Below are 15,011 nucleotides of genomic sequence, written 5' to 3' on the forward strand. Positions count from 1 at the left end.
GTTTAAAATCGAAAATTACCAGAATCTTAAAAGGATGTTTAAACAGGAATGATATTTTTCATTCCTGTTTTTTTTTATCGCATTTGAGTTTCGTTTAGTTGAATAAAATCAGTTACAAATTTTAGTACATTTCCTTTTTTATCATATCCAACATATCTTGAATAAAGTCCATCACCATATCCTGAACCAAACATAATAATGTTTCTATCAGATTGTTTAAGGTTGTAATTAATCCAGTCTTTACCTCGTGAGCTTTTAGGGATAAATTCATTTTTATCAAAGTATGATGCTAGAACATCATTATAAAAATTAGCTTTTTTATCTATATTGTAGAAATCCTTGATTTCTTGTTCATAAATTTTGAAGGTTTCGAAATCCGAAAAACAACTTAAACCTGTTTCAACGGGATATAAGCCATTCATCTTTTTTTCAAAATCATCGGATAATAGCTCTTCTGAAATTAAGGATAATTCCCAAAATGCTGGAACTTCATCTTTAACAACTAACTCAGCATACGCAACACGACCATTAAAATCATCTTCCAATCCTATGTATAGATAGACGGGATATTTGCCCTTATCGATTGTCCAGCTTTGTGGCAATCCCAATTCCTTATATAGTGGATCTGTGCATACGACCTTTCCACTTGTAATATTTAAGTTGCCAGCCAAAAATCGGTCATAATATCTATTATTTTTTAAGTCATTAAAATCAGAATAATTAAACTTTGTTTTTTCTCCAAAGACAACTTGAGAAACCACCTTGTTTTTAGGATCTTGTTCAGACTGAAGATGAAATTTTTGATATTGTTTATCATTACAAGAAAAGAATGTCCAAATTGAAGCCATAATAAATACTATTTGAAATTTATTCATAATATATTTTTTCGCAAAAGTAAATTTTTTATAATATTTAGCTTGTTAAAATTATGAACTTTAATGTATGGCTTTTGAATTTTTAGATTATCAAATATCATTTTTTACGATTTAATTAACGTATCAGAAAATTATGTTAGTAAGGAAAATTCATAAATTTAACCAATGCTAAATTATTCCTTATAATATGAAAAATACCAAACTTCAAGCCTTTACTCCGTTATTTTATTTAGTGTGGTCAGATGATTTATTGACACAAAAAGAATTTGGAACATTAAAAGAGTTTATAAATTCCCTGAATGCTTTATCTGAAGAAGAAAAAGAATATTTGCGTTCTAAAGTAGATATTTCAAATCCGCCTTCGCGAAATGAACTCACACAATGGAAATTGGATATTGAAAAAAGTATTCAAGACAAATCTTCAATCAAATCGATTTTTGATATTGCAAAAGCACTTTCGGGAAATGATTTGGATTTAACACCAATAGAATCAGATTTCAAAAAATTAGAAAATGATTTAGGAATTTTAGGAGAAGAAGCACTTCAAAATTTTAAAACAAAAGCAGGTTCTTACACGGTAAATTCACATACCAATGCCACTTTCGATATCCAGAAAATTACCAAAATTTTAAACGGAAAAGAAGCAGCAATAATTGAAAAAGTAAAATCGGTTATTTCTAGACCTGAATTTGCTTATGAAACTTCTACCGATATCAATGTTTTTAGGGAGACTGTTTACAAATGGTGCAAAATTCTAGCCGATGAAAATCTTGGAAATATGGCTTATCCAAAACAATATGGAGGAGGAGAAAACATAGCCGATTATTTTGCGATTATGGAAACGCTGAGTTACCACGATCTAAGTTTAGTAATAAAATTTGGAGTTCAGTTTGGATTGTGGGGAATGAGTGTTCAATCTTTAGGAACAGAAAAACATTACGCTAAATATTTAAAAGACATTGGTTCGCTAAAACTTCCAGGATGTTTTGCCATGACCGAAACACATCACGGATCAAATGTAAAAGGATTGGAAACGACGGCAACTTACAATCATAACGATCAGACTTTTACCATTCATACACCAAATAAAAATGCCCAAAAAGAATACATTGGCAATGCAGCAGTTCATGGCCAAATGGCAACTGTTTTTGCAAAACTAATTATAGACGATCATGATTATGGTGTAAATGCATTTGTGGTTCCGTTACGTGATCCTAATGGAAATGTTGTAGATGGTGTTACAATTGGTGACTGCGGTCATAAAATGGGATTAAACGGAGTTGATAACGGTACTATTAGTTTTGATACTGTTGTGATTCCGAAAGAAAATATGCTTGATCGTTTTGCTTCGGTAAATGAAAATGGAGAATTTGAAAGTCCGATTCCGAGTGATAACAGAAGATTTTTTACCATGTTAGGAACTTTAGTTGGAGGAAGGATCGGAATTCCGCGTTCGGCTCTCGCTGCAGCTAAATCGGGGTTAACAATTGCCATTCGCTACAGCGACCAAAGAAGACAATTTGGACCAGAAGGCGGATCTGAAGTGCCAATTTTAAATTATAGAATGCATCAACGCAGATTGTTACCCCATTTGGCTAAAACCTATGCAGTTCATTTTGCACTTCAATATCTGACCAATAGATTTTTAAATAGAACAGAAGCCGAAATGCAGGAAATTGAAGCTTTAGCAGCGGGAATGAAATCGTATTCTACTTGGAGTACAAGAGATATTCTGCAAGAATGCCGTGAAGCCTGCGGTGGAAAAGGTTATTTGTCTGAAAACAGAATTGATGCTTTAAAAAATGACACCGAAATCTATACGACTTTTGAAGGTGATAATACAGTTTTAATGCAATTGGTGGCCAAAAATCGTTTGTCTGAATTCAGAAAATCGTTTGGAGAAATGGGTTCTTTAGGCATTATTAATTATGTGTATGAAAATGCTAAAACTGCAATTACAGAAAAGAATCCAATTGCAACAAGAAAAACAGACGACGAACATTTATTAGACAGCGAATTTCATTTACAAGCCTTTGTTCACCGAGAAAAAACAATTCTAGCTTCGGCAGCCAGACGTATTAAAAAATTGGTTGATGGCGGATTAGAAGCGTATGATGCTTTTAATGTCGTACAGCATCAAATGATAGATGTTGCTCAAGCCTATTTAGAAAGAGTAGTTTTAGAACAATTTCAACTTGCAATAAAAGAAATTGAAGATGAGGAATCTAAAACAATTTTAACGAGATTGAATCAATTGTACGCACTTTCGCAGATCGAAAAAAATAAAGCTTGGTATTTAGAAGACGGTTATATGGAAGCGGTAAAAACCAAAGCAGTACGTAAAATGGTTAATCAGCTTTGCTGGGATATTCGTCCAGATGCAGTAGCTTTAGTAAATGCATTTGATATTCCTGAAAGCTGTTTAGCGGCGCCGATTGCAGTATAATATAATGATAAAAAAAGCCTTTTAATTAAAAATGTAAAAAGGCTTTTTTGTATCAAACTAAAAATGTGATAAATTTATTTATATCAAAACTGCTAAATCGATTTGCTATTAAAATAACTTTCTTTTTCAAAATCTTGAATATTCATAGAAATGGAAGGAACTTGCGGCAGTAAATCTTTCAATTTAGTGACAATTACTTTCGATAAATTACCTTTCTGTTCAGCATTTCTGCCTTCCATGATATAGCCAAAAACGTGAATAAAATCTTCTTGAGTATTTCCATTATTATAATCTGAAAAAGCATTGATACGAACTTTAATTTCGGGTAAAGTAAAAAGATTTGTTGATAATGCAGCATCAAAAACTTCCTGCATTATTTCGGCTGTAGTTTTTAATCTCGTTACATTTTCAGAACAATCAATAATAAAATTTGGCATTTGTTTTTAGCTTAGGTTAGACATTCAGTTCAAACAAAATTAGCAAACATTATTTGGTTTTCGTTTATTTCCCAGTCAGTATAAATAATTTATTCTTTCTATTTTCACTTTATTATATTTGTAATTCCCTTTATATAAAATCAGCTTGAAAAATTATTTTTTATTTCTCTTAATTCTTATAGTAAACTTTCCGGTTTTTGCATTGGAAAGTACCGATGTTATTTTAAAAGAATTAAATAATGCGATAAAAAATAAGCAGCAGTATGTAAAACTTAAAGAAGAAAGAATTCTGAATTTTAAGAAAATAAAATCGGATAATCTTACGCCGGAACAAGAATATAATTACAACAAAACCTTATATTTTGAATACCAAAAATTAAACTCAGATTCGGCTATTCGATACGTTAAAAAGAATCTTAGAATAGCAGAACAATTGCAAAACAAAGAACTTTTTAATTTAGCACAGCTGCAATTGGTAACGCTTTATTCTTCATCAGGAAAATACCGCGAGTCTGAAGCTCTTCTAAAAAGTATAGACAAAAAGAATCTGGCAGTTTCATTGCTTCCCAATTATTATATTTCGTATCGGGAGTTTTTTGAACATTATGCAGCGAATAGTGATAATCGAGAATACAGAAAACAAATAGGAAAATATCGAGATTCGCTATTAAGTATTTTAAATCCAAATACACTTGAATATCAAATTAATAGGATTCAACAAGATATTTTTATTCATAAAAAATTCGAAAAGCCAAAAAAGGAACTGCTTACTTTATTGAATAAAATAAAAGAGGAAGATCCGAAATATGCCATGATTACCTATTTGCTGGGTAAAATTTCAGAAGCAACCCATCAATTAGAAGAAAGAAAAAAATACTATGCGCTTTCTGCTACCTCGGATATTAAAAACGCCAATAAAGACAATGCTTCATTGCAGGAATTAGCATTGGTTTTTTATGAAATTGGAGATGTTGATATGGCGTATAAATTGACACAATCTGCCATTGAAGACGCCCTTTATTGTAATGTTCAATTTAGAACACTCTTAATGTCAGAAGTATATTCGATCATCAATACCGTTTATTTAGAGCGTGAGGCACAGCGAAAAAGCGAATTACAAATCTATCTGCTTTGTATAAGTCTACTTTCGTTATTTCTGCTGGTTGCCATTATTTACGTTTACAAACAAATGAAAAAAGTTTCGAGAATTCGAACAGAACTTTACGAAACCAGCCAAAAATTAGCAGAACTAAATAAAGATATTACAGAAACAAACAGTCAACTTCAGGAAAGTAATCTGCAATTGTCTGAATCTAATTTAGTTAAAGAAGAATATATTGCGCATTTCTTTAATCTTTGTTCGACTTACATCAATAAACTGGAAAACTATCGCATTATTTTAAACAAAAAAGCAACTGCGAAACAGTTTGATGAAATTTATAAAATTTTAAAGTCAACTACTTTGGTTGATAATGAGTTAGAAGAATTGTACAAGAATTTCGATATTATTTTCCTAAACCTATATCCAACATTTGTAAAAGATTTTAATGCGTTATTAATTCCAGAAGAGCAGATTGTTCTCAAACAAAACGAATTATTAAATACAGAGCTTCGAATTTTTGCACTTATTAGACTCGGAATCACCGATAGTGTAAAAATTGCAGCATTTCTTCGTTACTCTTTAAGTACAATTTACAACTACAGAACCCGAGCTCGAAATAAAGCGGCAGTTTCGCGAAATGATTTCGAAGAAATGGTCATGAAAATTGGTTCAATATCATTGAAAGTATAGATATTTATTTTAAATCTACTACTTTTTTTGATGTGTATTTTTTATTAATATACTGCAAGTCAATATTTTAATTTTTTAATTTACTACTTTTTTGTATCCAAAAATGTAACATGTACGATAACGTTTTAGTTTTACCATATGATAAATAAAGTACTTTTATATGAAGTTACTTTTATATTATAAACTAATGCTTTAATAAATACTGTTATGTTTAAAAACGTTAAAACAATTGTTGTTTTACTTTTACTAAGTTCTTTGGGAATGAATGCCCAAAACAAAGTGCCAGTTTATCTTGATGATAAAAAGCCAATTAATGAGCGTGTAGAAGATGCACTTAAAAGAATGACAACTGAAGAGAAAATTGCCATGATTCATGCGCAGTCTAAATTTAGTTCTCCAGGTGTAAAAAGACTTGGAATTCCAGAAAACTGGATGACTGACGGACCACACGGAATTCGTACAGAAGTAAAATGGGACGAATGGGATCAGGCCGGATGGACAAACGATTCTTGTATTGCTTTCCCAGCTCTTACAGCACTTTCATCGACATGGAACAAAGAATTGGCTTCTTTATATGGAAAATCAATTGGAGAAGAAGCACGTTTCCGTAACAAAAATGTTTTATTAGGCCCAGGTGTAAATATCTACAGAAGCCCATTAAACGGTCGTAACTTCGAATATATGGGAGAAGATCCGTTTTTAGCTTCTAAAATGGTTGTTCCTTACATAAAAGGAGTTCAATCGAACGGAGTTGCCGCTTGTGTAAAACATTTCGCTTTAAATAATCAAGAAACAAATCGTAATTCTGTAAACGTAGTTGTAGACGATCGTGCATTATATGAAATCTATCTTCCAGCTTTTAAAGCGGCAGTTCAAGATGGTGATGCATGGGCAATAATGGGATCTTATAATAAATACAAAGGACAACAGTGCTGCCACAATGAATATCTATTAAATGATATTCTTCGCGGAGAATGGGGCTTCAAAGGAGTTGTAGTTTCAGACTGGGGAGGAGTTCATGATACCAAACAAGCAATTCATAATGGTTTAGACATGGAATTTGGTTCTTGGACAAACGGACTTTCTTGGGGAACTAGTAATGCTTATGACAATTATTATCTAGCAAAACCATATTCTGAAATGATCAGAAAAGGTGAAATTGGAACTAAAGAATTAGACGAAAAAGTACGTCGTATTCTTCGTTTGTCTTTCTTGACTACAATGGATAGAAATCGTCCTTTTGGATCTTTTGGAACAGAAGAACATGCTTTAGCGGGACGTAAAATCGCTGAGGAAGGAATTGTATTATTGCAAAACACAAATAACATTCTGCCAATTAATCTTTCTAAAACAAAAAAGATTGCTGTAATTGGAGAAAATGCCATCAAAATGATGACCGTTGGTGGAGGAAGTTCTTCACTTAAAGCAAGATATGAAATTACTCCTCTTGAAGGATTAAAGAAAAGAATCGGAAACCAAGCTGAAATTGTTTACGCAAGAGGTTATGTTGGTGATCCTACAAGTAATTATAACGGTGTTGTAGCTAAAGTTAGTTTAGAAGAAAAACGCCCGCAGGCAGAATTAACTGCAGAGGCTTTAAAAGTAGCTAAGGATGCTGATATTGTTCTTTTTATTGGAGGTTTAAATAAAAGTGAAAATCAAGATGATGAAGGACACGATCGTAAACATTTAGAATTGCCTTATGGTCAAGATAAATTGATCAGCGAATTAGCGAAAGTAAATAAAAACATTGTTTTCGTAAATATCTCTGGAAATGCTGTTGCAATGCCTTGGATTAAAGAAGTTCCAGGAGTTGTTCAAGGTTGGTTTTTAGGAACTGAGACTGGAAATGCCTTAGCAAATGTTTTGGTTGGAGATGTAAATCCGTCTGGAAAACTTTCTTTCACTTTTCCTGTAAAATTAGCTGACAATGGAGCGCACGCTTTAGGAGAATTTCCTGGCGGTGATGAGGTAAAATATAATGAAGGTATTTTTGTTGGATACCGCTGGGTTGATAAGAATAAAATTAAACCTTTATTCTCTTTTGGCCACGGTTTAAGCTACACCACTTTTGCTTACGGAAAAGTGACAGCTGACAAAAAGCAAGTTAACGCAGGAGACAAAATTACATTCTCTGTTAATGTGAAAAACACAGGAAGCAGAGAAGGAGCAGAAGTAGTACAATTGTACATTACAGACCTGAAATCTTCTCTACCACGTCCGATAAAAGAGTTAAAAGGCTTTGAAAAAGTATTGCTTAAAGCAGGTGAAGAAAAAACAGTAACTTTTACAATTGATAAAACAGCTTTGAGTTTCTTCGACGATAAAAAACATGACTGGGTGGCTGAACCTGGTGATTTTGAGGCAATCATTGGAGCTTCATCAACAGACATAAAATCTAAAGTGAATTTCTCACTTAAATAAGTTTTTTATTTCTAAAAATTGGTTGGTTTGTAAAGCTGCAAGTGTCAAAATTTGCAGCTTTGCTTTTGTCTTAAAAAGTTAGATGTAAAAAATGATAAATGTGAAACGTTAGAAGTTTTGCTTTTTTTTAAAATAAATAATCAAATTATAAATGAAACGAATATTATTATTAACGATTGGTTTTGTATTGTTTCAGAACCTTTCAGCGCAGACTTTAAATAAAATGCAATGGTTTAATGAACCTGAAAAATGGGAAATTAAAAACAATGCATTAATAATGAACGTAACAGCAAACAGCGATTACTGGAGAATTTCGCATTACGGATTTACTGTTGACGATGCACCTTTTTACTACGCTAATTATGGAGGTGAATTTGAAGCCAAAGTAAAACTAACTGGAAATTACATTGCCCGTTTTGACCAAATGGGATTAATGATCCGAGTTGATGAAAAAAACTACATCAAAACTGGAGTTGAATTTGTCGACGGAAAATTTAATATCAGTACTGTGGTTACGCACGACAAAAGCGATTGGAGTGTAACAACTTTAGAAAAAGTGCCTCCTTTCATTTGGATTAAAGCCGTACGACGATTAGATGCTGTCGAAATATTCTATTCTTTTGATGATAAAAATTATATCATGACTAGAAATGCACCTTTGCAAGATAACACGCCAGTTATGGTTGGTTTAATGGCAGCTTCGCCAGACGGAAAAGGTTTTGAAGCCAAATTTGAGAACTTCTCTGTAAAGCATTTACCAGATCAAAGAAGAACAGAGTGGCTTAAAAATCACCAGTAGATTAAATTTCAATTTAAAAACTCCAAATTCCAAACTTAATTTTCAAATTTTCAGAGTGCAGAAAATCTAAAATCTGCAATTAAAACCTAACCTAACTGAAACCCAAAACAAATGAGTTCAATTTCATCTGATATTAAACCAAAAAAACATTACGAAATTCTTGATGGATTGCGTGGTGTAGCAGCTATTTTGGTAGTTGCTTTTCATATTTTTGAAGCTTTTAGCGGTGGAAACCGTTTTGTACAAATTATCAATCACGGTTATTTAGCTGTTGACTTCTTTTTTCTTTTATCAGGATTTGTTGTAGCGTATGCATATGATGACCGCTGGGGAAAAATGGGGCAATGGGAATTTTACGAACGCAGATTAATCCGCCTGCAGCCCATGGTAATTATGGGGATGATTATAGGCGCTATATTTTACTATTTTCAAGCATCTGATATACTGTTTCCAATGATTGGAGATATGGCCGTTTGGAAAGTTATTTTAACGATGATAATCGGTTTTACATTATTACCAATCCCGCCTTCGTTAGAAATTAGAGGCTGGGGAGAAATGCATCCTTTAAATGGTCCGGCATGGTCACTTTTTTTCGAATATATTGCAAATATCTTGTACGCCTTAATCTTTCGTAAATTTTCGAATAAAGTACTATCAGTTTTTGTATTGATATTTGCCGGACTGTTAATTAATTACACTGTTTTCGGGCCAAAAGGCGACGTAATCGGTGGCTGGTCATTAAATCTGGAGCAGATGAATGTAGGTTTTACTCGTTTACTGTATCCATTTTTTGCAGGGGTTTTGTTATGCCGTTTAGGAAAATTAATTCATGTAAAAAATGCTTTTTGGGTTTGCAGTATTCTAATAACCATTGTTTTGGCTTTACCAAGATTTGGAGACGAAAACAGCCTTTGGATAAATGGGTTATATGAATCTTTCTGTATCATTTTAGTTTTTCCAATTATCGTTGCCATTGGAGCAGGCGGAGAGATTAAAAATGAGTTTTCGCTTAAAATCTGCAAACTACTTGGTGATATTTCGTACCCAATTTACATTACACATTATCCGTTAATTTATTGGTTTACAGCATGGGTTGTAGATAACAAAGTTTCAATGGAAAATGGATATTTAGAGGGTATTGGAGTTTTAATCGCTAGTATTGTCATGGCATTTGTATGTTTGAAATTATACGACGAACCTGTTAGAATGTGGCTTCAGAATAAATTCCAAAAGAAAAAAGTTTTTTAGAGTGGCAAAGAGGCAAAGGGACAAAGGCTCAAAGGAAAAACTTTGTCCCTTTGGACCTTTGTTTCTCTGAGCCTTAAATAAAAATATTGAATCTCTTAATTTTGTTAGTTATGACATTCAAAAAAGGGATAAACTTAATTGTTTATCCCTTTTGTCTTTATAAGAAACCAAAATAAAAAAGGTAAAAAGGAAAAACTTTGTCCCTTTGAGCCTTTGCAACTTTGAACCTTAAATAAAATATTTTGTTAGTTATGACATTCAAAAAAGGGATAAACAATTAAGTTTATCCCTTTTGTCTTTATATAAGGAATCAAAATAAAAAAAGGTTCAAAGGGAAAACTCTGCCCCTTTGAACCTTTGTAACTATGTACCTTTAAAAAAAAAACTTATTCTAAAACCAATTGTCCCAAAGCTTCTTTACTAAAACCTTTTAATTGATCTGTTTTTCCAGCTTTAATTTTAGCAACCCAATTCGGATCAGATAAAAGAGGTCTTCCAACAGCAACTAAATCAAAATCGCCTCTGTCGAAACGTCTGTTTAGTTCTTCTAAAGAAGTTGGCTGTGAACTTTCCCCGGCAAAAGCACCAAAGAAATCACCAGAAAGACCAACAGAACCAACAGTAATAGTTGGTGCTCCCGTTACCTTTTTAGCCCATCCAGCAAAATTCAAATCAGAATCTTCGAATTCAGGTTCCCAGAAACGGCGTTGTGAAGCGTGAATAATATCAACACCAGCATCAACAAGAGGAGTAAGCCAAGCTTCTAATTCCTGTGGGTTTTTAGCCAGTTTATAATTATAATCAGAAGGTTTAAATTGAGAAAAACGCATGATAACAGCAAAGTCGTTTCCAACTTGTTTTCTCACTTCTTTTACAACTTCAATAGCAAAACGGTTACGCTCCGGCAGTGTTTTCCCACCGTAAATATCTTCACGCAAATTCGTTTCAGCTCTAAAGAACTGATCGATTAAATAACCGTGCGCACCATGAATTTCGATAGTGTCAAAACCTAGTCTTTTAGCATCAGCAGCTGCTTTACCAAAAGCCAGGATAGTATCTTCAATGTCCTTTTCTGTCATAGAAACTCCGTTTCTAAAATCAGGACGATTTAATCCAGACGGACCTTCAAAAGGAACTGGAGGAACCCATCCTGATTGATGATTGTCCATAATTCCCATATGCCAGATCTGCGGTCCCATAGAACCTCCAGCTGCGTGAACTTCGTCTATAACTTTTTTCCATCCGTTTAAAGCTAAATCTCCGTAAAAATGCGGCACATTAGCATCGTTTGATGATGAAGGTCTGTCAATTACAGTTCCTTCAGATAATATTAAACCAACTTCGCCTTCAGCTCTTTTTTCATAGTAAGCTGCTACTTCGTCAGTTGGAACTCCGTTTGGAGAAAATGAGCGCGTCATTGGCGCCATTACGATTCGGTTTTTCAGATTTAACGTTTTTAAGTTAAATGGAGAAAACAGGTTGTTTGTACTCATAGTAATTTTACAAATTAGATTGAATTAATTTACTGAGTGCTTCAAAGGCACCTTCGTTGCGTTTATAGTAAGTCCATTGTCCAACACGTTTAGACTCGATAAAGCCGGCGCGCTGTAAAATAGACAAGTATTCAGATACTGTAGATTGTGTCAAACCAGCCTTGGCTTGAATCTGACCAACACAAACACCATGTTCAAATCCTGCATGCTGCAATTGATCAGGAAAATTGATTTCGGGTTCTTTAAGCCATTCCAGCATTTGCAGTCTGGACTTGTTTGACAAAGCTTTAAATATTTCTATCGTTTCCATGCTGCAAATATATCGACTTTTCCCGATATACCAATTAAGTATAATTTATTTTAGGATAATTTTATGATGGAGGAGAAGATTTATGAAGAAGTATTTATATTTGTTTGGAGATTAAAAAACAGCCCCAAAAACAAAAACTTAATCAATTATGAAGAAAATATTACTTATTTTAGGATTTTTATGTTGTGTTATAACCAGTGCAAAAGCTCAGGTTGTTGGAGTTGATGTAGGCGATATTGCCCCAGAAATAGATCTTCCTGATACGAAAGGAAATAACATTGCACTTTCTTCCTTAAGAGGAGAATTGGTTTTAGTAGATTTTTGGGCTTCTTGGTGCGGACCCTGTATTAAAGAACAGCCAACATTACTAAAAATGTATAATGCTTATCCTGATAAATTTACAATCTACAGCGTTTCTATGGATACTAAAAAACCGCTTTGGCTGGGAGCAATTGCAAAAGGAAAATTACCGTGGACACAAGTAAGTGATCTAAAATATTGGACTTCTCCAGTTGTAGGAGATTATATGCTGCAATCTGTTCCCTTGAATTTTTTAGTAGATAAAAACGGAATTATTTTAGCCAAAAATATTCACGGAAAAGCCCTTGAAGATATGGTAAAAAGTATTGTTGAATAATAAAAGAATTTGTTTCAAGTTTCAGGTTTCACGTTTTATGCTGTGCGATAAACCAATACATCGTAACTTGAAACCTGAAACCTGAAACTTGAAACAAAGAAAACCTGAAACAAAAAAAACATATAAATTATGATTCAAAAAGCACTTTTAGTATTGTTTGTTTTGACTGCATTGAAATCTAATTCGCAAACATTAGAAACAGTTTCAAAACTGAAAGCAGAGTATCAGAAATGTTTAGATAAAGGCAGTGCGATGAGTAATTGTTCTTACGCCTATTACAACCAGTCAGATAGTTTGCTAAATGTTGTGTATAAGAATTTAAAAAATAAAATAAGTCCGAAAGAACAGTCTAAGTTAAAAAAAGAGCAGTTAGACTGGCTCAAAAAGCGCGATCAATATTTTCAGCAGTTATATACAGACACCAAAAAGCAAGGTATTTTTACCGAAGGAACCAGAGATTTTGATATGGTTATTTATGACGAAGAGGCCAATTATGTTTTTGCTCGGGTAAAGGAACTTATTCGAAAAATTTAAAAAAGTATTTTAAGCTAATAACAAAAAAGTTTGCCAATCAAACTTCAAATCGGAATTAATGGAATCAAAATTAAGTATCGCTGAATTCCGAACAAGATTAAAAGACAATACAGAAATTGGTTCTCCAAAAGAACTTTTAGGACAATCGAGAATATTTCCTTTATCTGGACCAATAAAGCCCTTTTATGGATTTTTTGATGATAGAAGTTTTTGTTTAACAGTAAATTCAGCAAAGTCTTCAGCAGTTTTTCTTGTAAAAGGAAACTACGGGAATATTAACAATAGACTTCAAGTAAATTACAATGTTGAACCCATCAGTAAGCTTCATTCCGCTTGGGTGAAATATGCTCCAATTGTTCTGATACTGACAATTAATATATTTTTTCTTTTTTTTGCAAAAGGACTCAGACGTGCCTCTACAATAGTTAATTTGTTTTTACTTTTTATGGCTTTCTATTCCAGATGGAAAGAAGAAAAGAAAAGGAAAAAATTAGAAGAAAAATTTATTCGGATATTTGAAATTAAATAAAACATGTGACGTTTCATTTTTTTTTAAGCGATTTTAAAAAGCAATTCCGAATTGAAAACCAACAGTTAAAGATGCGGGATGATCGTTGCCAAATCGAATAGGAACAGGAATAGCCGCAAAATAACTGCAATTTTCACTTTTTATAATAGTTTTGTTTATTACTGGAGTAATACCATATCGTCCGCTGCTTTCAAAAGCTGCTCTTCCTGCAAATGTATAGCCGTTTCCTAGTGCGACTAAAACACCTGGATGAAATAATAAGTTCGTCACTTTATCACTATTTCCCTGCACTCTAATATTAGGTACAACTTCAAAAGAAAAACCAATTTTCTGATTTTTCCAGATATTAATTCCAGTTGGAAATCCAACAGCATAATAATCTCTAAAATTTACGTTTGTTTGTTCACTGCTAAAGGTCACGATGGGGTGAAGAATTCCAAAATAACCTGTGATTTTTGGATAAGTAGTTTGAGAAAATATATTCAAACTTAAAGCGAATAAAGTGATTGCGAAAAGATGTCTCAATGAAATCATAATAGTTTTATTAATTAAAAAACAAAACTATTGACAATGAAAATCTATAAATAGAACACTATTTACCTTTTGTATCTGGATTACTTTTTAGCGCATTTTTTCTATAAGAAGAGGGATTTTTTCCAGTTTGTAACTTGAATATTCTGGTGAAATGACTTTGGTCTGAAAATCCAGTCATGTAAGCTATTTCGGTTAAAGTATAAGTTGTATTTTGAATCAGGTTTATGGCTTTTTCAATTCGTAATTTTCGAACATATTCACCGAAATTTAAGTCTTCAAAATACTTAGAAAACTCTCTTGATAAATAAGATGGATTCAATTCTAAATCACTAGAAATTTTCTTTAAGTCAAAAGTAAACTGTGCATCTATTTGATCTTGAATAATATTTTTTAATTCTTTAACCCATGCAGGTGTTTTTTGATTCGATTTTTTCTCATTCAAAAATTTATTATAAACTTCGTGCAGTAAATTTTCGAACGGACTATTTTGTAGATGATTTTGTTTATACAGATATTTTGCCCAGCTGTATAGAGCATCGTAAAGTTTTAATCCAGTTTGGAGTAATTCAATATCATTAGTAATGTTATGCGAAAGTCCAGCTGAAATTGCCCAAAGTCCAGCTGCTTCTTTAGCAAGATCGTGACGGTCTGTATCGGCGCCACGAACAATTTTTGCCATAATTAAAACCGCTGGATCAACAATTTTATACTTTTTTATAATATAATCAAAAGTACATTCTTCATTATAATGCGTGAATTCTACATTCGGGATATCAAACGGAATGGCGTTTATTTCTTTTGCTTTATGCAAAACTTGATCAAACGGGACATAGATAAACTCGGCTTCTGGATCAACAAAATTCAGAATCAGCCAAGGACAGGCAATTCGGTCAATTTTAGGTCTTTCCCTAGTGATCCATTTCATTTAAAAAGTATAAAGCATTATTTTATTA

At 32.8% G+C, this 15,011-nt stretch carries 14 protein-coding genes; 8 read left to right on the plus strand and 6 right to left on the minus strand.

Going from position 1 to position 15,011, the window contains the following annotated elements; genetic code table 11:
- Positions 1 to 74 precede the first annotated feature (74 nt).
- Positions 75 to 875 (minus strand): DUF4241 domain-containing protein, encoded by an 801-nt coding sequence (locus QE431_RS08160; RefSeq protein WP_307294865.1) that lies wholly within the window; start codon positions 873 to 875, stop codon positions 75 to 77.
- Positions 876 to 1,062: 187 nt separating this feature from the next.
- Between QE431_RS08160 and QE431_RS08165 the strand changes: the two genes are divergently transcribed.
- Positions 1,063 to 3,321: an acyl-CoA dehydrogenase gene (locus tag QE431_RS08165; protein ID WP_134141717.1), complete on the plus strand. Its 2,259-nt coding sequence runs from the start codon at positions 1,063 to 1,065 to the stop codon at positions 3,319 to 3,321.
- A 92-nt stretch (positions 3,322 to 3,413) separates the two neighbouring features.
- Here the strand turns inward: QE431_RS08165 and QE431_RS08170 are convergent, their stop codons facing one another.
- On the minus strand, positions 3,414 to 3,758 hold the full coding sequence (locus QE431_RS08170; protein WP_307294869.1) for a 5-carboxymethyl-2-hydroxymuconate Delta-isomerase: 345 nt from the start codon (positions 3,756 to 3,758) through the stop codon (positions 3,414 to 3,416).
- A 145-nt stretch (positions 3,759 to 3,903) separates the two neighbouring features.
- On the opposite strand from QE431_RS08170, the gene QE431_RS08175 reads away from it, so the two are divergent.
- The 4 genes from QE431_RS08175 (at position 3,904) to QE431_RS08190 (ending at position 10,021) form a co-directional block, all read left to right on the plus strand.
- Entirely contained in the window at positions 3,904 to 5,550 is a 1,647-nt protein-coding gene (locus QE431_RS08175) for a DUF6377 domain-containing protein (RefSeq protein WP_307294871.1), read from the plus strand.
- 207 nt (positions 5,551 to 5,757) lie between these two features.
- A complete protein-coding gene (locus QE431_RS08180) occupies positions 5,758 to 7,974 on the plus strand; it encodes a glycoside hydrolase family 3 C-terminal domain-containing protein (protein ID WP_307294874.1) in 2,217 nt (738 codons plus the stop codon).
- Positions 7,975 to 8,125: 151 nt separating this feature from the next.
- Positions 8,126 to 8,773: a DUF1349 domain-containing protein gene (locus tag QE431_RS08185; protein WP_281865292.1), complete on the plus strand. Its 648-nt coding sequence runs from the start codon at positions 8,126 to 8,128 to the stop codon at positions 8,771 to 8,773.
- A 111-nt stretch (positions 8,774 to 8,884) separates the two neighbouring features.
- The gene (locus tag QE431_RS08190) at positions 8,885 to 10,021 is read left to right on the plus strand and encodes an acyltransferase (RefSeq protein ID WP_307294876.1); all 1,137 of its coding nucleotides are present in this window, start codon (positions 8,885 to 8,887) and stop codon (positions 10,019 to 10,021) included.
- A gap of 386 nt (positions 10,022 to 10,407) precedes the next feature.
- Here the strand turns inward: QE431_RS08190 and QE431_RS08195 are convergent, their stop codons facing one another.
- Together QE431_RS08195 and QE431_RS08200 are read right to left on the minus strand one after the other, a co-directional pair.
- Entirely contained in the window at positions 10,408 to 11,514 is a 1,107-nt protein-coding gene (locus tag QE431_RS08195) for an NADH:flavin oxidoreductase (protein ID WP_307294879.1), read from the minus strand.
- 7 nt (positions 11,515 to 11,521) lie between these two features.
- Positions 11,522 to 11,824, minus strand: a complete 303-nt coding sequence (locus QE431_RS08200) for a helix-turn-helix transcriptional regulator (protein ID WP_057118383.1) — start codon at positions 11,822 to 11,824, stop codon at positions 11,522 to 11,524.
- Between the two features lie 148 nt (positions 11,825 to 11,972).
- Here QE431_RS08200 and QE431_RS08205 point away from each other — a divergent pair, with 148 nt between their 5' ends.
- From QE431_RS08205 to QE431_RS08215, 3 genes are all read left to right on the plus strand, one after another.
- Entirely contained in the window at positions 11,973 to 12,461 is a 489-nt protein-coding gene (locus QE431_RS08205) for a TlpA disulfide reductase family protein (protein ID WP_307294882.1), read from the plus strand.
- Positions 12,462 to 12,590: 129 nt separating this feature from the next.
- The gene (locus QE431_RS08210) at positions 12,591 to 12,995 is read left to right on the plus strand and encodes a lysozyme inhibitor LprI family protein (protein ID WP_307294884.1); all 405 of its coding nucleotides are present in this window, start codon (positions 12,591 to 12,593) and stop codon (positions 12,993 to 12,995) included.
- Between the two features lie 58 nt (positions 12,996 to 13,053).
- On the plus strand, positions 13,054 to 13,524 hold the full coding sequence (locus tag QE431_RS08215; protein ID WP_134141708.1) for a hypothetical protein: 471 nt from the start codon (positions 13,054 to 13,056) through the stop codon (positions 13,522 to 13,524).
- Between the two features lie 33 nt (positions 13,525 to 13,557).
- On the opposite strand, the gene QE431_RS08220 is transcribed toward QE431_RS08215, so the two are convergent.
- Together QE431_RS08220 and QE431_RS08225 are read right to left on the minus strand one after the other, a co-directional pair.
- The gene (locus tag QE431_RS08220) at positions 13,558 to 14,058 is read right to left on the minus strand and encodes a hypothetical protein (protein WP_281865298.1); all 501 of its coding nucleotides are present in this window, start codon (positions 14,056 to 14,058) and stop codon (positions 13,558 to 13,560) included.
- Between the two features lie 58 nt (positions 14,059 to 14,116).
- Complete coding sequence (locus QE431_RS08225; RefSeq protein WP_307294887.1) at positions 14,117 to 14,983, minus strand: chromate resistance protein ChrB domain-containing protein; 867 nt, start codon at positions 14,981 to 14,983, stop codon at positions 14,117 to 14,119.
- Positions 14,984 to 15,011 lie beyond the last annotated feature (28 nt).

This window comes from Flavobacterium sp. SORGH_AS_0622 (assembly GCF_030818825.1).
GTDB lineage: Bacteria > Bacteroidota > Bacteroidia > Flavobacteriales > Flavobacteriaceae > Flavobacterium.